At 69.1% G+C, this 20,352-nt stretch carries 17 protein-coding genes and 1 pseudogene; 8 read left to right on the forward strand and 10 right to left on the reverse strand.

The window, feature by feature from the left end:
• Nucleotides 1-102: 102 nt before the first annotated feature.
• The 3 genes from ACYQ7X_RS14925 to ACYQ7X_RS14935 all read right to left on the reverse strand — a co-directional run bounded on the left by ACYQ7X_RS14925 (nt 103) and on the right by ACYQ7X_RS14935 (nt 3,562).
• Nucleotides 103-1,716: a cisplatin damage response ATP-dependent DNA ligase gene (locus ACYQ7X_RS14925; protein ID WP_459697856.1), complete on the reverse strand. Its 1,614-nt coding sequence runs from the start codon at nt 1,714-1,716 to the stop codon at nt 103-105.
• The gene (locus ACYQ7X_RS14930) at nt 1,713-2,741 is read right to left on the reverse strand and encodes a ligase-associated DNA damage response exonuclease (protein WP_459697954.1); all 1,029 of its coding nucleotides are present in this window, start codon (nt 2,739-2,741) and stop codon (nt 1,713-1,715) included. Before ACYQ7X_RS14930 ends, ACYQ7X_RS14925 begins: the two co-directional genes overlap by 4 nt.
• Nucleotides 2,742-2,845: 104 nt before the next feature.
• On the reverse strand, nt 2,846-3,562 hold the full coding sequence (locus ACYQ7X_RS14935) for a hypothetical protein (RefSeq protein WP_459697857.1): 717 nt from the start codon (nt 3,560-3,562) through the stop codon (nt 2,846-2,848).
• Nucleotides 3,563-3,770: 208 nt separating this feature from the next.
• Between ACYQ7X_RS14935 and ACYQ7X_RS14940 the strand changes: the two genes are divergently transcribed.
• The 3 genes from ACYQ7X_RS14940 to ACYQ7X_RS14950 are packed head-to-tail and all read left to right on the forward strand — an operon-like array spanning nt 3,771 to nt 7,422.
• Nucleotides 3,771-6,335 (forward strand): ligase-associated DNA damage response DEXH box helicase, encoded by a 2,565-nt coding sequence (locus ACYQ7X_RS14940; protein ID WP_459697858.1) that lies wholly within the window; start codon nt 3,771-3,773, stop codon nt 6,333-6,335.
• A gap of 44 nt (nt 6,336-6,379) precedes the next feature.
• Entirely contained in the window at nt 6,380-7,087 is a 708-nt protein-coding gene (gene pdeM, locus ACYQ7X_RS14945; protein WP_459697859.1) for a ligase-associated DNA damage response endonuclease PdeM, read from the forward strand.
• On the forward strand, nt 7,084-7,422 hold the full coding sequence (locus ACYQ7X_RS14950; protein ID WP_459697860.1) for a hypothetical protein: 339 nt from the start codon (nt 7,084-7,086) through the stop codon (nt 7,420-7,422). The genes pdeM and ACYQ7X_RS14950 overlap by 4 nt, the downstream gene beginning before the upstream one ends.
• A 31-nt stretch (nt 7,423-7,453) precedes the next feature.
• Here ACYQ7X_RS14950 and ACYQ7X_RS14955 read toward each other — a convergent pair whose 3' ends face one another.
• The 4 genes from ACYQ7X_RS14955 to ACYQ7X_RS14970 all read right to left on the reverse strand — a co-directional run bounded on the left by ACYQ7X_RS14955 (nt 7,454) and on the right by ACYQ7X_RS14970 (nt 12,462).
• The gene (locus ACYQ7X_RS14955; RefSeq protein WP_459697861.1) at nt 7,454-7,864 is read right to left on the reverse strand and encodes an OmpA family protein; all 411 of its coding nucleotides are present in this window, start codon (nt 7,862-7,864) and stop codon (nt 7,454-7,456) included.
• A gap of 121 nt (nt 7,865-7,985) precedes the next feature.
• Nucleotides 7,986-8,345: a hypothetical protein gene (locus tag ACYQ7X_RS14960; RefSeq protein ID WP_459697862.1), complete on the reverse strand. Its 360-nt coding sequence runs from the start codon at nt 8,343-8,345 to the stop codon at nt 7,986-7,988.
• Nucleotides 8,346-8,472: 127 nt separating this feature from the next.
• A complete protein-coding gene (locus ACYQ7X_RS14965; protein ID WP_459697863.1) occupies nt 8,473-11,166 on the reverse strand; it encodes a valine--tRNA ligase in 2,694 nt (897 codons plus the stop codon).
• Between the two features lie 162 nt (nt 11,167-11,328).
• Nucleotides 11,329-12,462 carry an ABC transporter ATP-binding protein gene (locus ACYQ7X_RS14970; RefSeq protein WP_459697864.1) on the reverse strand — a complete coding sequence of 378 codons (1,134 nt, stop codon included), beginning with the start codon at nt 12,460-12,462 and terminating at the stop codon, nt 11,329-11,331.
• Nucleotides 12,463-12,721: 259 nt separating this feature from the next.
• Between ACYQ7X_RS14970 and ACYQ7X_RS14975 the strand changes: the two genes are divergently transcribed.
• Nucleotides 12,722-13,822 (forward strand): oxidoreductase, encoded by a 1,101-nt coding sequence (locus tag ACYQ7X_RS14975; protein ID WP_459697865.1) that lies wholly within the window; start codon nt 12,722-12,724, stop codon nt 13,820-13,822.
• Nucleotides 13,823-13,840: 18 nt separating this feature from the next.
• Here ACYQ7X_RS14975 and ACYQ7X_RS14980 read toward each other — a convergent pair whose 3' ends face one another.
• Both ACYQ7X_RS14980 and ACYQ7X_RS14985 read right to left on the reverse strand, forming a co-directional pair.
• Nucleotides 13,841-14,476, reverse strand: a complete 636-nt coding sequence (locus ACYQ7X_RS14980; protein WP_459697866.1) for an NUDIX hydrolase — start codon at nt 14,474-14,476, stop codon at nt 13,841-13,843.
• 7 nt (nt 14,477-14,483) lie between these two features.
• Nucleotides 14,484-15,482, reverse strand: coding sequence for a bile acid:sodium symporter family protein (locus ACYQ7X_RS14985; RefSeq protein ID WP_459697867.1), 999 nt, complete (start codon nt 15,480-15,482; stop codon nt 14,484-14,486).
• Between the two features lie 232 nt (nt 15,483-15,714).
• On the opposite strand from ACYQ7X_RS14985, the gene ACYQ7X_RS14990 reads away from it, so the two are divergent.
• The gene (locus tag ACYQ7X_RS14990; RefSeq protein ID WP_459697868.1) at nt 15,715-18,006 is read left to right on the forward strand and encodes a hypothetical protein; all 2,292 of its coding nucleotides are present in this window, start codon (nt 15,715-15,717) and stop codon (nt 18,004-18,006) included.
• Nucleotides 18,000-18,305 carry a hypothetical protein gene (locus tag ACYQ7X_RS14995; protein WP_459697869.1) on the forward strand — a complete coding sequence of 102 codons (306 nt, stop codon included), beginning with the start codon at nt 18,000-18,002 and terminating at the stop codon, nt 18,303-18,305. The genes ACYQ7X_RS14990 and ACYQ7X_RS14995 overlap by 7 nt, the downstream gene beginning before the upstream one ends.
• Nucleotides 18,306-18,349: 44 nt before the next feature.
• Here the strand turns inward: ACYQ7X_RS14995 and ACYQ7X_RS15000 are convergent, their stop codons facing one another.
• Nucleotides 18,350-18,790, reverse strand: coding sequence for a DUF6496 domain-containing protein (locus ACYQ7X_RS15000; RefSeq protein ID WP_459697870.1), 441 nt, complete (start codon nt 18,788-18,790; stop codon nt 18,350-18,352).
• Between the two features lie 205 nt (nt 18,791-18,995).
• Between ACYQ7X_RS15000 and ACYQ7X_RS15005 the strand changes: the two are divergent.
• A pseudogene (locus tag ACYQ7X_RS15005) lies at nt 18,996-19,845 on the forward strand (SDR family oxidoreductase).
• Nucleotides 19,846-20,146: 301 nt separating this feature from the next.
• Entirely contained in the window at nt 20,147-20,347 is a 201-nt protein-coding gene (locus ACYQ7X_RS15010) for an SHOCT domain-containing protein (RefSeq protein WP_459697871.1), read from the forward strand.
• Nucleotides 20,348-20,352: the final 5 nt, after the last annotated feature.

Below are 20,352 nucleotides of genomic sequence, written 5' to 3' on the forward strand. Positions count from 1 at the left end.
GTCTTGTACGAGAGCTTAGGCTGGCGGCGCAAAGGAGGGCAAGCGCCGAGAGGGCGCCTCGGCCGCCGCCCCCCGGCCGCGCATCCCAAGGTCACGGGGATGTCACGGGATCGCCCCTTCCGCCACCGCCGCCGAAAGCGCCAGCATGGTGTCCAGCCGGTCCGCCTCCGCTGCCGGCTTATCCGTGCGGATACGGCTGATGCGGGGAAAGCGCAGCGCCACGCCCGCCTTGTGGCGGGAGGATCGCTGCGCGGCATCGAAAGCTATTTCCAGCACCAGACGCTTCTCGACCTCGCGCACCGGGCCGAAGCGCGCGGTCGTATGGTTGCGGACCCAGCGGTCGAGAAAGGCCAGTTCCTGGTCGGTGATCCCTGAATAGGCCTTGCCGATCGGCACGAGTTCCGCCGCCTCCCCCTCGCCGCGCCAGACGCCGAAGGTATAGTCCGAATAGAGGCCGGAGCGGCGGCCATGGCCGCGCTGGGCATACATCAGCACGGCATCGAGGGTGAGCGGGGCGCGTTTCCATTTCCACCAGGGCCCCTTGGGCCGGCCGGCGAGATAGGGGCTGTCGCCGCGCTTGAGCATCAGCCCCTCGATCCCGGCCGCCCGCGCGCCGAGGCGGAGCGTCGCCAGCGCCTCGGCGGTCTCGAAGGGAACCAGCGGCGAAAGATCCATGCCGGCCGGCCGATGCGCCGCGAACCAGCTTTCCAGCCGCGCCCGGCGGAGATCGAAAGGCAGCGCGCGCAGATCCTCCGCAGCCTCGAAGAGAATGTCGTATAGCCGCACGCCGGCCGGGAAATCCTTGAGCATCTTGGCGCTCGGCGCGCGGCGGTTGAGCCGCTGCTGGAGATCCGCGAAGGGAGCGACGGCGCCATCCCGCATCACCAGCAATTCCCCGTCGAGCACGCCGAGGAAATCGATCGCCTGGGTGATTTCGGGGAAGGCGTGGGAGATGTCCTCGGCCGTGCGGGTGTAGAGCCGCGCGCCGCCGGGCGCGCCCACCAGCTGCACGCGAATGCCGTCCCACTTCCATTCCGCGCGATAGGCCTGCCAGTCGATCGCCGCGCGGTCCGCCTCCTCCAGCGGATGCGCCAGCATCGGCGGGCGAAAGACCGGCGCGCCCGCAGCCTCTGGCCGCGGGCTGCGGCCCTCCAGCCAATCAAACAGGCCAGTATAGGGCGGCGCCAGGCCGTGCCACACCTCCTCGATCTCATCCACCTCCTTGCCCGCCCATTCGCCGAGGGCGATCTTGGCGAGGCGGGCGGAAGCGCCGACGCGCAGGCCGCCGGTGATGAGCTTGAGCAGCGCCAGCCGCTCGGAGGCATCGCTGCGGCCAAGCCAGGCTTCGAGGATCGGCGGCAAGGCCGCCTTCGGCGTGGCGGAGAGGGTTTCGACAACCTCGGAAAGCCGCGGCGTCGGCGCGGCCCCCTCCCCCTCGCCCGGCGCTTCCGGCCAGAGCAGCGCGACCGTCTCGGCCAGATCGCCCACATAGTCGTAGGACCAGGCGAAGAGCGTCGGGTCCGTGCGGCTCGCCGCAAGCTCGCGGATCATCGCCGGCTTGGCGGCGGTGAAGCGGAGATCCCCGGCGATCGCGGCCAGTGCCCAACCGCGATCGGGGTCCGGCACGGTCACAAAATAATCCCGCAGCAGGGCGATCTTGGCGAGCCGCCCGGGGGTGAAGACCAGCCGCTCCAGCAAGGCGGCGAAGGGCTTCATGCCGCGCTCTCCCCCTCTTCATCCTCATAGCCGATGAGGCGGAGCGCGCGGGCGCGGATCTGCCGCAGGCCGAGCGCGTGGATCAGCGGCTCCTCCGCCCCATGCGTCACCCAGACTTCGGGCGCGCCGGTCTCGGCGATGGTGGCGAGGAGATCGTCCCAATCGGCATGGTCGCTGATGATGAGCGGCAGTTCCACCCCCGCCATCTTTGCCCGCTGGCGCACCCGCATCCAGCCCGAGGCGCGGGCGATCACCGGGTCCGTCATGCGGCGCAGCCAGCGATCGGCGGCGGCCGCCGGCGGCGCGATCACGATGGCGCCAGTGAGCCGCTCGCGCGCCGCGCCGGTCGCGGCTTCCAGCGGCCCGAGCCGCACGCCATGCGCTTCGTAGAGGGCACAGAGCGGGGCGATGGCGCCATGCAGGAAGATCGGCTTCTCCCATCCCGCCTGGCGCAGCAGCGCGATCATCCGCTGCGCCTTGCCAAGGGCATAGGCGCCGATGACATGCGTGCGCTCGGGGAAGAGCGCGACGCTTTTCAGGAGCTTGGCGATCTCGTGGCCCGGCGCCGGATGGCGGAAGACGGGGAAGCCGAAGGTCGCCTCGGTGATAAAGAGATCGCAGCGCTGCGGCTCGAAGGCGGCGCAGGTCGGGTCCGCGCCGCGCTTGTAGTCGCCCGAAACCACTGCCCGGCTGCCCTGCCATTCCATCACGACCTGGGCGGAGCCGAGAACGTGGCCGGCCGGCACCAGCCGGAGCGATACGCCGTTCTGCATCAGCGGCCTGTGGTAGGGGAGCGGTTGCAGCACCCCGCCCGCCCGGCTCGCGCCGAGCCGCGCCTGCATGATGGCGAGCGTCTCGGGCGTTGCCAGCACCGCGCCATGCCCCGGCCGGGCATGATCCGAATGGCCGTGGGTGATCACCGCGCGCGCCACCGGGCGCAGCGGGTCGATGAAGAAATCTCCCGGCTCGCAATAAAGCCCTTCGGGCAGAACGCGCAGCCAGGTTTCGGGATGGGGCGCGGGCATCGCGGCCAAGATATGGGCGCCTGCTCCCCGCCCGCAACCGCGCCCGGCCAATGCCCATGCCGGCCCCGCCATCCTGTCGAGACCCTTTGCCTCGCCCGGCTGATCTATTCGAGCCCGGCTTCCCGCCGTGCCCGCTTCATGAAGACATCGAGATAATCCTGCAGATCGTTGACGCTGGCGGCGGAGAGAAAGACCGGCGCGGTGATGATGACCTCGCCTTCCGCCAGGCCGAAGACCGCCCGGCGCAGGCCGATCGCGCCCTCCGGCGCTGCCTCGCTCGCGGCCGCGGGCGGCAGCGCGGCTGAAGCCGGGGGCCGGTCCGGGCCCGGCGACGATGATGGCGCGCCCTCCCGCTCCTGATCCAGCATCGCCTGCGTCTCCCGATAGGCGCGGATCGCCGCCTCGGCGGCCGGCGGGATGAAGCCCTGGGTGATGAGATAGGCGCGCAGTGTGCCGTCGCTCGCCATGCGTTTCGGAAAGCGCTGGTCGAGCCGCTGGAACAGCGCCGGCTTCCCGGCCGCCTCCGCCAGGGCCTGCCGCCGCTCGGCCGTGCCGGGCGGATGGGCGATGATGCGCAAGGCGAGGTCGGAGACGCGCAGCGCCTCGCCCTTGCCCGAGAGCAGCCCGTAGCGATGAAGGGCGGCCATCACCACCAGGGATTTGCCGTTGACGCCGGAATAGCCGAGCCGCTGGGCCGCCACATCGCGCGTTAGCAAGCTCGTGTAATCTCTTTCATAAACGCTTTGGACGCGGCGCACCGCTTCGGCCAGGCCGATCTGCGGGTAGCTCGGGCTGCGGCTGCGGGGCATCTGCGTGCTCAACAAGTTTCTCCCAAGAATTATGGAGATAGAACAGTCCTCACGCAAGGCGGTCGCGCAACGTTAAAATGCACGCTAAAAAACGTTAATAACGTGTGCAGCGAGAAAACGGCGTGAACGCGCTGGCTGACAGGGCGCGGAGGGCCGCGCCGCAGGTCTCGCCCTGGCAAAGGCTGGGATCGGCCGGCAATTCACGCTATGTTCTCCCCTGATGAGCGCCCGCGCCCCTGCCCGATCCGCCGCTTCTGCCGCCAAGCGGCGGCGTCCGGCCTCAGCCTCAGCCCCGACCCCAACCGCAACCCGGGCGGAGACGCCTCTGCCCGCGGCCTTCCAGGCCTGGTTCAAGGCGCGCGGCTGGGCGCCGCGCCCGCATCAGCTCGATGTTCTTGCCTCGTTCCAGGCCGGGCGGCATGTGCTGCTCATCGCGCCGACCGGCGGCGGCAAGACCCTCTCAGGCTTCCTGCCGAGCCTTGTGGACCTCGCGGCCGGCCGGCCGGAGGGCGCGGGCATCCACACCCTCTATGTCAGCCCGCTGAAAGCACTCGCGACTGATATCGCGCGCAACCTCTCCGACCCGGTGGCCGAGATGGGTCTGCCCATCCGTATCGAGACGCGCACCGGCGATACGCCGCAGAACCGCCGCGCCCGCCAGCGGGAAAACCCGCCCGATATCCTGCTGACGACGCCGGAGAGCCTCGCCCTCCTGCTCTCGCTGCCCGATGCGGGAACGCTCTTCCGGGATCTTCGTTCCGTCATCATCGACGAGGTGCACGCGCTCGCCGGCATCAAGCGGGGCGATCTGCTGGCGCTCGGCCTTGCCCGTCTCTCAGTGCTTGCCCCCCAGGTGCAGCGCATCGGGCTCTCGGCGACCGTCGCCTGGAAGCAGGCGATCGCGGCCTATGTCTCCGCCGATGGCCAGGGCGGCGGGCTCGACCTCATCGAGGTCGCGGACCCCGCGCCCCCCGATCTCTCGATCATGCTGCCGGCAGGTCACCTTTCCTGGGGCGGCCATATGGGGCTCGCCGCCGCGCCCGATATACTCGCGCGGATCAAGGCCGCCGGCCTCACCATCGTCTTTGTCAATACCCGCGCCCAGGCCGAGCTTCTGTTCCAGGACATCTGGCGCATCAACGAGGAGACGCTGCCGATCGCCATCCACCACGGCAGCCTGGAGGTGACGCAGCGGCGCCGGGTGGAAGCCGCGATGGCGGAAGGGCGGCTCCGTGCCGTGATTGCCACCTCCTCGCTCGATCTCGGCATCGATTGGGGCGGGGTCGATCAGGTCATCCAGGTCGGCGCGCCGAAGGGCGTCTCGCGCCTGCTGCAGCGCGTCGGCCGCGCCAACCACCGGATGGACGAGACGAGCCGCGCCATTCTCGTGCCGGCCAACCGCTTCGAGGTGCTGGAATGCGAGGCGGCGCGCCAGGGTGTCGCCGCGCGGGAGCTGGATGGCGATCCGCCGCGCCCCGGCGGGCTCGATGTGCTGGCCCAGCACCTCCTCGGCCTCGCCTGCGCCGGCCCGTTCCACCCGGATGATGCCTTCGCCGAGATCAGGCGCGCCGCACCCTATGCCACGCTCGACCGCAAGACCTTCGATGATGTGCTCGGCTTCGTCGAAAGCGGCGGCTACGCGCTTCGCGCCTATGAGCGCTATGCCAAGCTCTTTCGCGATGCCGAGGGGCGGGTCCATCTCCGCCATCAGCGGCTCGCCCGGCAATACCGGATGAATATCGGCACCATCGTCGAGGCGCCGATGATCCGGCTGCGCTTGGCACCGCGCGGGCCGGTGCTCGGCGAGGTCGAGGAATGGTTCGTGAGCCAACTCCGTGAGGGCGATACCTTCATCTTCGCCGGCCGCCTGCTGCGCTTCCTGCGGCTGCGCGAGATGTGGGCCGATGTGGCAGACGGCGGCAGCGGCACGCCCAAGGTGCCGACTTATGAGGGCGGGCGCCTGCCGCTCTCCACCGGGCTTGCCGCGCGCGTCCGCGCCCTGCTGCACGATCCGGCGCGCTGGCCGGCCTTCCCCGAGCCGGTGCAGGAATGGCTTCGCCTGCAAGGCGAGCATTCCGCCCTGCCCGGCCCGGAGGATCTGCTGATCGAGACCTTCCCCCGCCACGGCCTCTGGTATCTCGTCGCCTATTGCTTCGAAGGCCGCAACGCGCATCAGACGCTGGGGCTGCTCGTCACCCGGCGGATGGAGCGGCTCGGCATCGGGCCTTTGGGCTTCGTCGCGACCGATTACGTGCTCGCCACCTGGTCGGCCTACGAGCCGCATAGCCTCGATACCCTGTTCGACGAGGATATGCTGGGCGACGATCTCGAAGCCTGGATGGCGGAAAGCTCCGTCCTGAAGCGGACGTTCCGCAACGTCGCGGTCATCTCCGGCCTCATCGACCGGCAGTTGCCGGGCGCCGAACGCTCCCGCCGGCAGGTGACGGTCAATACCGATCTGATCTACGACGTGCTGCGCCGCCACGATCCGCACCACATCCTGCTCCGCGCGACCCAGGCCGATGCCGCCGGCGGCCTCACCGATCTCGGGCGGGTGGCGCAGATGCTCGCCCGCATCCGCGGCCATATCCACCACCGGCCGCTCGCCCGCGTCTCGCCGCTCGCCGTGCCGGTCATCCTCGAAATCGGGCGGGAGCGTGTGGCCGGCGGCGCCGAGGAGGATCTGCTGGGCGAGGCGGAGGCCCTTGTCACGGAGGCGACAGGAGAGGAACATCCGGAGAACGTTCTTGCACGTTCATTGGTTTTCGGAGAGAAGCTGAGCTGACGGATGAAGATGTCTCGCCTGTCCTTATCCTATGGTCGCGGCTCGTGAGCGCCGCCGCCCCGCTGCATATCGGGGGGGAGCGTCTGATGCTCGACCCTTCGGGCGCTTTGTACTGGCCGGCGGCGCGGCTGCTGGTGCTGGCCGATCTGCACCTCGAAAAGGGCTCCGCCGCGGCGCGGCGCGGGCGCCTGCTGCCGCCTTATGACAGCCGGGTGACGCTCGATCGCCTCGCCGCCCTGCTGCGCCATTACCCGGCCGATCGGGTGCTGGCGCTGGGCGACAGTTTCCACGATGAGGGCGGTGCGCTGCGCCTGGCCGAAGCCGATCGTGCCCGCCTCGCAGCCTTGCAGGCGCGGGCCGAGTTCCTCTGGGTGCTCGGTAATCACGATGCCGGGCTCGCGGCGGGTCTCGTCCCCGGGCGGCTCTTGCCGGAATGGCGGGAAGGCCCCTTCGCCTTCCGCCATGCGGCGGAGGCCGCGGGCGCGGGGCCGGGCCTTGTCGAGCTCTCCGGCCATTACCACCCGAAGGCGCGCGTTCCGGTGCGCGGTGCCGCGGTCTCCCGCGCATGTTTCGTGACCGATGGGCAGGCGCGGCTCATCCTGCCGGCCTTCGGCAGCTTTACCGGCGGGCTGGACGTGACGGACCCGGCGATTGCGCGATTTTTCCCGCGCGGGGCGCGGCTTTTCCTGCTCGGGCAGGAGCGGCTGTTTCACTTCCAGATGGCGATGGCGCGCCGGGGGGCGGCAGCATGAGATGGCCGCTTGCCTTCCTGCTCCTCATCCTGGCCGCGGCTCTGGAAGTGGGCGGCGATGCCCTGATGCGGCGCGGCTTGCTTGGGCGCGAGGCGATGGTGCTGCGCGGCGGCCTCATCCTGCTCGGCGCGGCGGTGCTGGCGCTCTACGGCCTCGCCGTCAATCTCGCGCCGTGGGATTTCGGGCGGTTGCTCGGCCTCTATGTCGTGGTCTTCTTCGTCATGGCCCAGGCGGTGAACTGGGCGGTGTTCGGCCTGAGCCCGAGCGCGCCCATCCTGGTCGGCGGCGCGCTCATCCTCGGCGGCGGGCTGGTGATGACCTTCTGGCGCGGCTGAAAGCGCCGCGCCACCCGCCGCTGGTGCTGCGTTACTGGCCCTGCGGCGGCTCGCCCACGATGATATCGACGCGCCGAACCTCGATCTTGGACATCGGCACATTGGGCTGCACCGGGCCCTTGGCGACCGCGGCAATACGCCCCGCTGAGACCCCGTCGCTGATCAGAAGCTTGGTCACCGCGGTCGCGCGCAGGGTGTCGATATCCGCGGGCTCGACATAGTGATGGCCCGGAGGTGCAGCATAGGCCACCAGAGTCACCGGCTTGTCTGGATAGCGTTCGGCGAATTTGGCAGCCGAGGCCACCACCTGATCGCCGCCATTGCCGAGCGTCGAGACCATCGGCGCGAAGAAGACGGGGAAGCGCTGGCCTGTCGGTTCCGGCGGCGTCATGGCGCAGGCGGAGACCGAAACGACGAGCGAGAGTGCGGCCAGCCAGCGCATGATTAGCCCTTTTTGCGGATGAAACATGACGTTGGCTGTAGATCATGCGCACCCCGCCGCGTCAATCAAAGGCGGCGGGGTGCGAGGCATCCGGCGCGGCGCGGCGAAAGCCTGCCGCCGGTCAGACCCAGTGCGGCGGAATCCACACCCAGCGGCCGCCGCGCATCGCCCAATGGCCGGGGATGAAGCGGCCATAATGCGGCCGGCGCATCACGTAATGGCCCGGGCGCCAGATATAGCGATAGCCGTTCCACACGTAATGCCCCGGCTCCCAGATATAAGTCGGGCCCGGCGGCGGCGGCGGCGCCGGCTGGAAGGGCGGCGGCGGCATCGGCGGATAGGCTTGCGCCTCCGCCTCTGTCGGCCCGGTGAGCGCTGCGGCCGTCAGCGCTGCGGCGCCGCCGAGCCCGGCCAGGCCGAGCCGGCGCAGGAAGCCGCGCCGGGCGAGCCGCTGCGGCGCTTTCCCGTTTTCGTGAGACATGCCTTCTCCTTTAAGCTGCACGGTCGTTGACCGGCCTAGACGAGACGAGTCTCACGGCCAAAGCGTGGCGGCAATGTTACCGAATGCCATCAATCGCCGAGACTCGCCGAAGCGTGATGCCCGCCCCTCACCCGAGCCGGGCGAGGGCCGCGGCGAGGCGCGCCGCCTCGGCCTCGAAAGCGGCGAGCCGCTCGCGGTTCTCCTGCACCACCTCGGGCTTCGCCCGCGCGACGAAGCTTTCGTTGCCGAGCTTGGCCTGCACCTTGGCCGCCTCGTCCAGCGCCTTCGTGCGCTCCCGCTCCAGCCGCTGGCGCTCGGCCGCAAGGTCAATCAGGCCGGCGAGCGGGATGACGAGCGTGACGCCGCCCAGCACCGCCTGGGCCGAGCCTTGCGGCACATCCCCTTCCAGCGCGCGGACCTCGGAGGCGCGGCCCATGCGGCGGATCGCCTCGATCCAGCGCTCGGCGCGGGCGCGTTCCGCCTCCGTCGCGTCCTTGAGCAAGAGCGGCGCGAGCACCGAGGGCGCCACCCGCATCTCGGAACGCACGGCGCGCAATTCGCTGATCAGCCCGACGACCCAATCAAGCTCGCCGCGCGCGGCCTCGGCCTCGGCTACGGCGACGGCTTCCGGCCAGGCCGCGCGGATGAGCGTGCCCTCCGGCCCGAAGCCGAATTCGCCCCAGAGCACCTCCGTCACGTAAGGCATCGCCGGATGCAGCAGGCGCAGGATGGTGCCGAGGAGATGGGCGGCGACCGCCCGCACCTCCGCAGCCTCCGCGCTCTCGCCCTGCGCCAGGATGGGCTTGGCGAGTTCGAGGAACCAGTCGCAGAAGCCGTTCCAGGTGAAGCGGTAGCAGGCGGCGGCATAGTCATCGAGGCGATAGGCTTCAAGCGCGGCCGTCGCTTCCTCGGCGGCGCGATTGGCGCCGTCCAGGATCCAGCGGCAGAGCGGCAGCCGGGCCGTCGCCGGATCAAAGCCCGGCACCGGCTTCACCCCGTTCATTTCGCAGAAGCGGGCGGCGTTCCAGAGCTTGGTGACGAAGGAGCGGTAGCTCTCGACGATGGCGGGGCCGAGCTTCACATCCCGCCCCGGCCCGGTCAGCGCGCAGATGGTGAAGCGCAGCGCGTCCGTGCCGTATTGGTCGATCAACTCCAACGGATCGATGACGTTGCCTTTCGACTTCGACATCTTCTGCCCGCGCTCGTCCCGCACCAGCCCGTGGATATAGACCGTCTTGAAGGGGACCTCGCCCATCGCGAAGAGACCCATCATCATCATCCGGGCGACCCAGAAGAAAATGATGTCGAAACCAGTGACGAGCACATCCGTCGGGTAATAGCGGGCAAGCTCGGGCGTCTCATCCGGCCAGCCGAGCGTCGAGAATGGCCAGAGGCCGGAGCTGAACCAGGTGTCGAGCACATCCTCGTCCTGCGTCAGCGGTGGCACCTCGCCATAATGGGCGCGGGCCTGGGCCTCGGCGCCGGCCGCATCCTCGGCGACGAAGCAGGTGCCGTCCGGCCCATACCAGGCGGGGATGCGGTGGCCCCACCAGAGCTGGCGGGAAATGCACCAGGGCTCGATATCCCGCAGCCAGGCGAAGAAGGTATTCTCCCACTGCTTGGGCACGAAGACCGTGCGCCCCTGCTCCACCGCTTCGACGGCGGGCTTGGCGAGCGTGGCCGCATCGCAGAACCATTGCACCGTCAGCAGCGGCTCGATCGGCACGCCGGAGCGATCGCCATGCGGCACCTGGTTGCGGTGCTTCTCCACCTTGGCGAGCAGTTCGAGCCGTTCCAGTTCGGCGAGGATGGCGGCGCGCAGCTTGAAGCGGTCTTGGCCCGCCAGGCCCTGCAGAAAAGCCGGGTCCGCAACGCCTGGCACGGCGCGCAACTCGCCCGCGATCTCGTCCAGCGTGAAGGCCGCCTGGCGATCGAGCACGGAGGGCATCGGCAGGCCATGCCGCTCGCCCACCGCGAAATCGTTGAAATCATGCGCCGGCGTGATCTTCACCGCGCCCGTGCCCTTGGTCGGGTCGGAATGCTCGTCCGCGATGATCGGGATGCGGCGGCCGACGAGCGGCAGGATGGCGAAGCGGCCGATCAGATCCTGGTAGCGCTCGTCCTCTGGGTTGACGGCAACCGCCACGTCTCCCGGCAGCGTCTCGGGGCGTGTGGTGGCAACCGTGATGCAGCGGCCCTCCATCCCCTCGATCGGGTAGTTGAGGTGCCAAAGCTGGCCGTCCATCTCCCGGCTTTCGACTTCGAGATCGGAAATCGCGGACTGGAACTTCGGGTCCCAGTTCACCAGCCGGCGGGCGCGATAGATGAGGCCCTTCTGGTGCAGCATCACAAAGATGCGGCGCACGGCGCGGGAGAGGCCCTCATCCATGGTGAAGCGTTCGCGCGGCCAATCGAGCGAGGCACCGAGGCGGCGGAGCTGGCGGGTGATCTGCCCGCCTGATTCCTGCTTCCATTGCCAGACGCGCTCGACGAAGGCGGCGCGGCCCATTTCCTGGCGCGTGCGGCCTTCGGAGGCGAGCAGGCGCTCCACCACCATCTGCGTCGCGATGCCGGCATGGTCGGTGCCCGGCTGCCACAGCACGTCGCGCCCACGCATCCGCCGGTAGCGGATGAGGCTGTCCTGCACCGTAAAGGTCAGCGCATGGCCCATGTGCAGGCTGCCGGTGACGTTCGGCGGCGGGATCATGATGGTGAAGGCCTGGGCGTTCGATTGCGGGTCCGCCCCGAAGGCGCCGCTTTCTTCCCAGGTGCGATAGAGCCGGGCCTCGGCCTCGGCGGGGGCGAATGATTTATCCAGCATCCCGCTGACCTAGCGGAGAGCGGGGCGGCCCGAAAGGGGGCTTTCCGCAGGGCCTCTCAGCGTCCGCCGCGGCTCGTTCCGCTCGTTCGGCCCGAGCGCGCCGGGCGGGCGGCGGTGCGGCGGCGGGGGTGCCCCAGCCGCCGCCGCGCTCGCGATGCGGTCTCAGACCACCTTGTCGGTCGTCGGGTCGATCAGATGCATCTGGTTCATATCGACCGCGAGGCTCAGCCGCGTGCCGCTGCCGACAGGCACCTGCGGGTCGATGCGGGCGCAAAGCGGCGCCTCCGTCACGTCCTTTTCGTCGCGGCGCGATCCGGCGATGAAGAAATAGATCACCGTCTCCATGCCCATCGGCTCGGTGATATCGACATCGACATCGATCGCGACGAAGCCCGGGCGATTGTCGCCGGTATTGGCCGGCATATGCTCGGGCCGGATGCCGAACAGCATGTCCCGCCCGGCATAGGGCGCGTAGCGGGCCCGCCGGTCGGCCGGCACGGCGAGCGTCATGCCGTTCTGCAACTGCACGGCGAGCCCGTCCCCCTGCTGCACCAGCTTGACCGGAATGAAATTCATCCCCGGGCTGCCGATGAAGCCGGCGACGAAGCGCGTCTCCGGATTGTGGTAGAGTTCCTGCGGCGGGCCGACCTGCTCGATGATGCCCTGGTTCATCACGACCACGCGGTCGGCGAGCGTCATCGCTTCCACCTGATCGTGCGTCACATAGACGGTCGTCGTCTTGACGGTATTGTGGACCTTCTTGATCTCGGTGCGCATCTGCACGCGGAGCTTGGCATCGAGGTTGGAGAGCGGCTCGTCGAACAGGAAGACCTTCGGATTGCGCACGATGGCGCGGCCCATGGCGACGCGCTGGCGCTGGCCGCCGGAAAGCGCGCGCGGCTTGCGCTGCAGAAGCGGCGTGAGGTGCAGGATGCGCGCCGCCTCTTCCACCCGGCGCTTGATATCTTCTTTCGGGAACTTCCTGAGCTTCAGGCCGAAGGCCATGTTGTCGTAGACCGACATATGCGGATAGAGCGCGTAGTTCTGGAAGACCATGGCGATGTCACGGTCCCGCGGCGGCACGTCGTTCACCACGCGGCCGCCGATATCGATCTCGCCGCCCGAGATATCCTCAAGCCCGGCGATCATGCGGAGCGTGGTGGATTTGCCGCAGCCGGACGGGCCGACAAGGACGACGAATTCGCCGTCCTGGATCTCCAGATTGATCCCTTTGACCGCCAGCTGATCGCTGCCGTCATAGGTTTTCTTGAGCGAACGAATTGAGACTTGAGCCATGCAAACGCTTCCTTCTGCGCTTTGTCGGGCCACCCAGACATCCAGCAAACCCAGGTGGAACGCCGCTTTTCTGAGTCTTCTGAACCAAGCGTATCCGCTTTGTCAGTGCAAGGCCATCGCTTTCCGCCGGCGGCTGGCATTTTTCTGCAACCCTCCGGCGCGGCCCGCCCCGGCCGCGCGTTTCCCCGGTTGAAAATCGGCGCGACTCGGCCGAGCATGGCGCCCAGCCATCGCGGCCCATCAAGGAGGCAGCTTCCCGGTGAACGATCCCGCCCCGCTCCGCACCGCGCTGATCGGCTACGGCTATGCCGGTCGCACCTTCCATGCCCCCTTGCTCCGCAGCCTGCCGGGCTTCGATCTCGCGCTCATCGTCTCGCGCCAGGAAGAGCGCGCGGTGCAGGAGACGGCGGGGGAGGTGCGCGTGGTCGCTGATGCGACGGCCGCCTTCGCCGCGGGCGGGATCGACCTCGTGGTCATCGAGGCGCCGAACGCGGCGCATGCCCAGCTCGCCGAGGCCGCCCTCGCCGCCGGATGCCATGTGGTGGTCGATAAGCCCTTCACCGTGACGCTCGCAGAAGCGCGGCGCGTGGCCGCCGCGGCGGCGCGCGCCGGCAAGCTGCTCTCGGTGTTCCAGAACCGCCGCTGGGATAGCGATTTCCGCACCATCGCCGGCGTGCTCGGCAGCGGCCGGCTCGGCCGCCTGGTGCAGTTCGAAAGCCGGATCGACCGCTTCCGCCCCGAGGTGCGGGATCGTTGGCGGGAAAAGCCCGGCCCCGGCACCGGCCTCTGGTTCGATCTCGGCCCGCATCTCATCGATCAGGCGCTGCTGCTCTTCGGCCTGCCGGCGAGCATCACCCTGCACACCGCCTGCCAGCGGCAGCCCGGCACCGCGCCGGACTGGTTCCACGCCGTGCTGACCTATCCGGATCTGCACGCCATCCTCTCCGCCGGCTGCCTCGTCGCCGGTGGCAGCGCCCGCTTCGTGCTGCACGGCACCGGGGCGAGCCTCGTCAAGCGCGGCATCGATATCCAGGAGAGCCAGTTGCGGGCCGGCATGAGCCCTGGCGATCTCGATTGGGGGATCGACCTTGAGGCCGCGACCCTGATCGACGGGGATTCGGCCGAGCCTGAGCTGATCGCGGCGGAGGATGGCGATTACCGGCTCTATTACGAAGCCCTGCGGGAGGCGATCCTCGGCGTGGCGCCCAACCCGGTGCCCCCCGCCCAGGCGCTGGCGGTGATGGCGGCGCTGGAAGCGGGGGCAGAATCCGCCGCCTGCGGCCAGTCCCTGCCGCTGGCGCTGACCGAGGCGGAGCGCCTTTCCTTCGAAGCGGCGCGCCCGGCTTTCCCGAGCAGCTGAGCGCGCGGCGCCTCGGCCTTACTCAAAATCGGTCGGCAGCTCCGGGTTCCGCCAATGGGCGAACATCCGGCCGATCTGCTGCGGCAGCACGCGGCCGCGGGAGAGATCCTCGGGGATTTCGTGCTCGGCAAAGAAGCGCACCTCGGAGGTTTCGAGGCTGGTCCGCGCCGCGCCTCCCTCCAGCGCACAGATGTAGAAGAGCTTGACGATGGAATAGAGGCCCGGATTGGCGTGTCCCTGCGCCGCCCGGTCCCAGCAGGCGGCGAGCTTGACCGGCCTTGCGGCATAGCCGGTTTCCTCCAGCACCTCGCGCGCGGCGCTCGCGGCCGGTGTCTGGTTCTGGTCCGCCCAGCCGCCGGGCAGGGTCCAGCGGTTGCCGTCCAGTACCTCGCGCACCATGAGGATGCGGCCCGCGGCATCGAAAACCGCGCCGCGGACGTCGAGTTTCGGCGTCGCATAGCCCGCTTCCGCGCCAAAGAGCGCGGCGAACTGCGCGGCCGATCCATCGGTGCGCGCGGCCAGCATGCGGGCGGCGAGGTGGCGCAGGCTCTCGTAGCGTTCGCGGTCGTATGGATCGCGGGTGAAGGCGAGGCCGGTCTGCGCCGTCGCCTGGATTTCCCGCGCCCAGCGCAGCCAGTCGGGCTCGTCGGCCATCCGCGCGCTACTCGGCCGCCGCGCCAAGCCCCGCTTGCGCCGCCTCATGGGCGCGCGCGTAGCGTTTGGCGAGCACGGCGCAGACCATGAGCTGCATCTGGTGGAAAATGATCAGCGGCAGCACGATGAAGCCGACCGTGGCGGCGCCGAACAGCACATTGGCCATCGGCACGCCGGTCGCCGCGCTTTTCTTCGAGCCGCAGAAGACGATGGCGATCTCGTCCTCCCGGTTGAAGCCGAGGAGGCGGCTGCCGAAGGTGGTGAGGAGCAGCACCGCCGCCAGCAGCACCGCATTGGCGAGGATGATCGCGCCGAAGCCGGAGAGCGGCAATTGGTGCCAGATGCCGCGCATCACCGCGGCGCTGAAGGCGGTATAGACCACGAGGAGGATCGAGCCGCGATCGGTGTATTTCAGGATGTGCTTGTTGCGCGCCGCCCAGCCGCCGATCCAGGGGCGGAGCGCCTGGCCGGCGAGGAAGGGCAGCAGCAGCTCGACGAAGATTTCGCCGATCGAGCCGAGCCCGCCCGCCCCGGCATGGGTTTGCAGCAGCAGGCTCGCCAGGATCGGGGTCAGGATCACGCCGATGAGGGTCGAGAAGGTCGCGGCACAGATCGCCGCCGGCACGTTGCCCTGGGCGATCGAGGTGAAGGCGATGGAGGACTGCACGGTCGAGGGCAGCAGGCAGATATAGAGCAGGCCGATCAGCGTCGCCCGGCCGAGGAGATGCGGAAAGGCGGCGGCGAAGCCGAAGCCGAGCAGCGGGAAGAGCAGGAAGGTGGCACTCAGGATCGTCACATGCAGGCGCCAGTGGCGGAACCCGGCGACGATCGCCTCGCGCGAAAGCCGCGCCCCCTGCATGAAGAACATCACCGCGATGGCGAGGGTCGTCAGCCAGCCGAAGATGACGGCGCCTTGCCCATGGCATGGCAGGATGGAGGCGATCGCCACGGTCGCGACGATGGCGAGGGTGAAGCCGTCCGGCAGGAAGTCGAGAAGCATGCGCATGGGGAGCCAAGCTAGAGCAGATCCTGCCCGGAGGAAATCATCCGCGCCGGCGGAGGGCCCCGGCCGCCAGCGCATGCGCGATCATAACGCATTGGCAAGGCTTCCGGTTTAGTTTCGCGCGGCGAGGGCAAGGGAGGGGTGCGGCGCAGAAGGATGGGCCGTAGGGCGCGCTCGCTTGTCGCCCTCTGCAACCTTGGATAGTCTCGCCGCAACAAGCCCTTGGGGAAAGACCGTGCGCTTCGATCGTCGAACCATCCTGGCCTCGGCGGCGCTCGCCGCCCCAAGCGTTCTGCTCTCCCGCCTGGGCCTCGCGGCAAGCCCGGGCGGGGCGGAACCCATCGCCCCCTGGCCGCATGTCGTCTCGGCCAATGGCGCGAGCGTGACGATCTACGAGCCGCAGGCGATCTCCTGGCCCGGCCATACCGTGTTGACGGCGCGGGCGGCCATCCAGATCCAGCCGGCCGGCAAGCCGCCCTTCCTCGGCACTATCGAGGTTTCCGGCACCACCACGGTCGATACCGGGGCGGGGGTGGTCTATTTCTCACAGCCCAAGCTGCTGAATTCGAGCTTCCCTTCGCTCGACACTACGGCCGCCTACCAGGTGCAGCAGCGCATCGGCGCCTATCTCGCCAAGATGCCGCCCAAGATCATCCCGCTCGATACGGTGCTGCTCAGCCTCGGGCAGAAGCCGCCGGCCGCCGCCCCGGTCAACAACGCGCCGCCGACGATTTTCTACAGCGCCCAGCCGGCGAGCCTCGTGGTCTTCGACGGCGCGCCCGTGATGGCACCGATCGGCAATACGGGGCTGAGCTATGCCGTCAACACCAATTGGGACGTGCTGCAGGATGCCGGCAATGGCGGCGCCTGGTATCTGCTCAACAACGGCAGCTGGCTGGTGGCGCAAAGCTATACCGGCCCCTATCAGCCGGCGGGCCCCCTGCCCGCCGCCTTCAGCCATATCCCGAACGATGCCAATTTCGGCCATATCCGCCAGAGCGTGCCGGGCAAGCCGCTGCCCGGCGGCAGCGTGCCCATCATCTTCGTCTCGACCAAGCCGGCGGAAATCATCGTCACCGCCGGGCCGCCGCAGTTCCGCGCCGTGCCCTCCACCTCGCTCGAAGCGGTGATCAATACCGGCGCCGTCCTCTTCCGCTATACGCCGAGCAACAGCTTCTACTATCTCGTCTCCGGGCGCTGGTTCTCGGCCGCCAGCCTCTACGGGCCCTGGACCTTCGCAACGCCGAACCTGCCGGCGGATTTCGCGCGGCTTTCCCCCGATGGGGAATATGGCAACCTGCTCGCCTCGGTCCCCGGCACGGCGGCGGCCCAGGCGGCGGTGCTGAAAGCCCAGGTGCCGACGCAGGGGACGCTGTCGCGCAGTACGGCGAAAGTAAGCGTGACCTATGCCGGCGCGCCGCATTTCGCGCCCATCCCCGGCACCAGCCTGCAATATGCGACGAATACCGCCTATCAGGTGATCCTGACGGGCGGGCGCTATTACTGCTGCTTCCAGGGCGCCTGGTTCGTCGCCTCTTCACCGACCGGGCCTTGGGCGCTCGCGGCCGCCGTGCCGCCGGCGATCTACACCATTCCAGCCACGAGCCCGCTTTACAACGTGACCTATGTGCAGGTGTACAGCGCAACACCGACGGCCGTGACCTACGGCTATACCGCGGGCTATCTGATGGGTTTCGTCACCGCCGGCGTGCTCGCCTATGGCACCGGCTATTACTACCCGCCCTATGTCGCCTACGGGCATGTGCCGGTCTATTACCCCTACCCTTATACCTATGCCGGCAATGTCCATTACAACACGGCGACCGGCGCCTGGGCGCGCACCGGCACGGTCTATGGCCCCTATGGGCGGACAGCGACGGCGGGCTATGGCTATAACCCGACGACGGGGGCCTATACCCGCGGCGCCGCGGTTTATGGGCCCTATGGCGGGGCGGGCACCGCCTCCCGCTACAATCCCACGACCGGCACCTATGCCCACGGCTCGGCCGCCTGGAACAGCTATGGCGGGACCGCCCATGCCGAGGCCTACAACCCCTATACCGGCCGCGCGGGGGAGACGACGCAGAACGCCAATGCCTATGGCCGCTGGGGATCGAGCACCGTCTCCGGCCCCAACGGCACGGCGCATACCGCGAGCGCCAGCAACGCCTATGGCTCGGCCGGCGCCTTCCATACCTCGAACGGCGCCGCCGGCGCCGGCGTGCATACGGCGAGCGGCAATAATGCCGCCGTGGTCCGCACGCCGACCGGGAATGTCTATGCCGGGGCGGATGGCAATGCCTACCAGCACACCAGCAGCGGCTGGTCGAAATGGAGCAACGGCTCCTGGCAGCAGGCGCAGCACCCGACGAGCCAGAGCGCCGCTGCGGCGCATCCGAGCTATCAGCGCCCGGCCAGCCCCAATACCTACAGCCAGCTCAATCAGGATCGCACCGCGCGGCAATATGGCGGCTATAATCGCGGGGCCTGGGGTGGTGGTGGTGGCGGGGTGCGCCGGCGGTGGTGAGTTTCCAGGAGTTTCTGCGCGGCGTCGCGGCGGGGGAAGCTCCGCCGGCCTGCCTCTCCCCCGCCCTGCTCAGCCTCTGGTGGTCCGGCCGCGGGGATTGGGCCAGGGCGCATGCCCTGGCGCAGGAGCATGAGGACGAAGCCTATTGCGATCTCGTCCATGCCCATCTGCATCGCCAGGAAGGGGACGTGGGCAATGCGCGCTACTGGTATCGGCTTGCCGGGCGGCCGATGCCCACCACCGCGTTCCGCGAGGAATGGGAATCGCTCGTCGCCGAACTGCTCAGCCTCAGCCGCTGACATTTCTCCGCCCAGCGGCTCGCGCACCACGCCTTATCGCCCCTTTAATGGCCAAGCGCGCGCGCGAGTTCCGCCTTGCTCATGCGGGAGCGGCCGGCGATGCCGCGCGCCCGCGCCTCGGCATAAAGCGCGCTCTTGCTCGGGCCATGCTCGGCATCGCTGCCCGCGGCGCCGCCGCTTGGAGCGTGGGCGCCGCGGCTCTTCGTCGCTCGCCGCATCACCCAGCTCTGCGCTTGGCGCCCCTCGCTCTCGGCGAGGGCGGTTTTGCCAGCGCCTTCCTGGCGCTTGCTCCGCTTCAAGGCGCGGCGCCGCTTGTCCGGACTCTGGTCGCGGCTGGCGCCGGCCTCATGCAGGGCGATCGCCTTCGCCTGGCGCGCGCTCCGCACCTTGGGGCCATCGCCCCGCATGCGGAGTTCGCCGTGTTTGAATTCATGCATGACGCGGCTGACCGTCTCCTTCTGCGTCGTGCTCTGCTTCGCTGCCATGGCAACGCCCTCCCCTGCCCGCTTCCCCGTAGATAGGGCGCCGCCCGCCTTGCCGCCGCCGCCGCGCCCTCACGTCTCGGCGATGCAGCCGCCGATGCCGCCCCACGCCCCCCTTCGCGCACACAGTTTCGCGCGGGCGCTAGCGAGCCGATTGAACCGCCGGCGCCGCCCCCTCACCTGCGGCTTTGCACGACAGGAGAGCCTCATGAACGACACCACCGATCTTTCACGCCGCCGCGTCGTCGGCAGCGCCGGCCTCGCCGCGGTTGCCGCCGCGAGCGGCGTCGCGAGCCCAGCGCATGCCGATACCCGGCCGCCGACCGCCGCACCGCTCGAAAATCCGACAACGAAATATCCGCGCCCGCCCTACCCGAAACAATCCCAGGCCTGGCCGGGCCTCGCTTCGAAGATGGATCCGAAGCCCGATCATGGCGAGACGAGCTACAAGGGCTCCGGCCGTCTCGCCGGCCGCCGCGCCCTCATCACGGGTGGCGATTCCGGCATGGGCCGGGCGGCCGCCATCGCCTATGCGCGGGAAGGTGCCGATGTCGCCATCAGCTATTACCCGACGGAGGAGCCCGATGCGCGGGAGGTGATCGCCCTCATCGAGCAGGCCGGCCGCAAGGCGGTCGCACTGCCGGGGGATCTGCGGGATGAAGCCTATTGCCGGAAGCTGGTGCAGGATACGGTCGCCGAACTCGGCGGGCTCGATATTCTCGTCAGCAATGCCGGCCGCCAGCAGCAGCGGCCCCGACCTTTATGACTACGCGCAGACCAAGGCAGCGACAATGAACTTCGTGAAATCGCTCGCCAAGCAACTCGGCCCCAAAGGCATCCGTGTCAATGGCGTCGCCCCCGGCCCGATCTGGACGCCGCTGCAAGTCTCGGGCGGGGCGACGATGGAGAAGCTCGAACATTTCGGCGGCAAGACGCCGCTCGGCCGTGCCGGCCAGCCGGTGGAACTCGCCTCGATCTATGTGCAGCTGGCAGCGGCGGATGCGAGCTACGCGAACGGCCAGGTCTATGGCGCTGCGGGCGGCAGCGGCCAGCCGTAAAAAGCTGGCCTCATGACCTCGATCAATGCAGGTCGCGGTGCGATCTGCCTTGATGCGCCCCATGAGCGCGAAACGACAATCTCTCCTGCAACCGAGCCATAGGGTGGTCGCCCTTCGACCGCTGATCAGAAGCTCCGCCCTCGCCGCCGTGGCGCTTGCCTGGGCCGCGCAGGCAGCCTGGGCCGCTCCGGCGCCTGTCGGGGCGCCCGGCGAACCGGGCTTTGTGGGGCCGGGCTTTGTGGGGCCTGGCTGGGCACCGATGATGATGGACTGGGACGGTTACAGCAGCGGAGGATGGTTCATGATGCTCTTTGGCGGGGTGATCGTCGTCGCCCTTCTGGTTTTCCTGTTCCGCGCGCTCTCCTGGTCCTCGCCTGCGCATCATGGCCTGCCGCCGGTACTGCGCGGCTCCGCCGGGCTGCACACGCTCGATGAGCGCTATGCCCGCGGCGAGATCAGCCGCGAGGAATATCTCCAGAAAAAGCGGGACATTCAGGCCTGATCGCC

This window comes from Acidisoma sp. C75 (genome assembly GCF_054665095.1).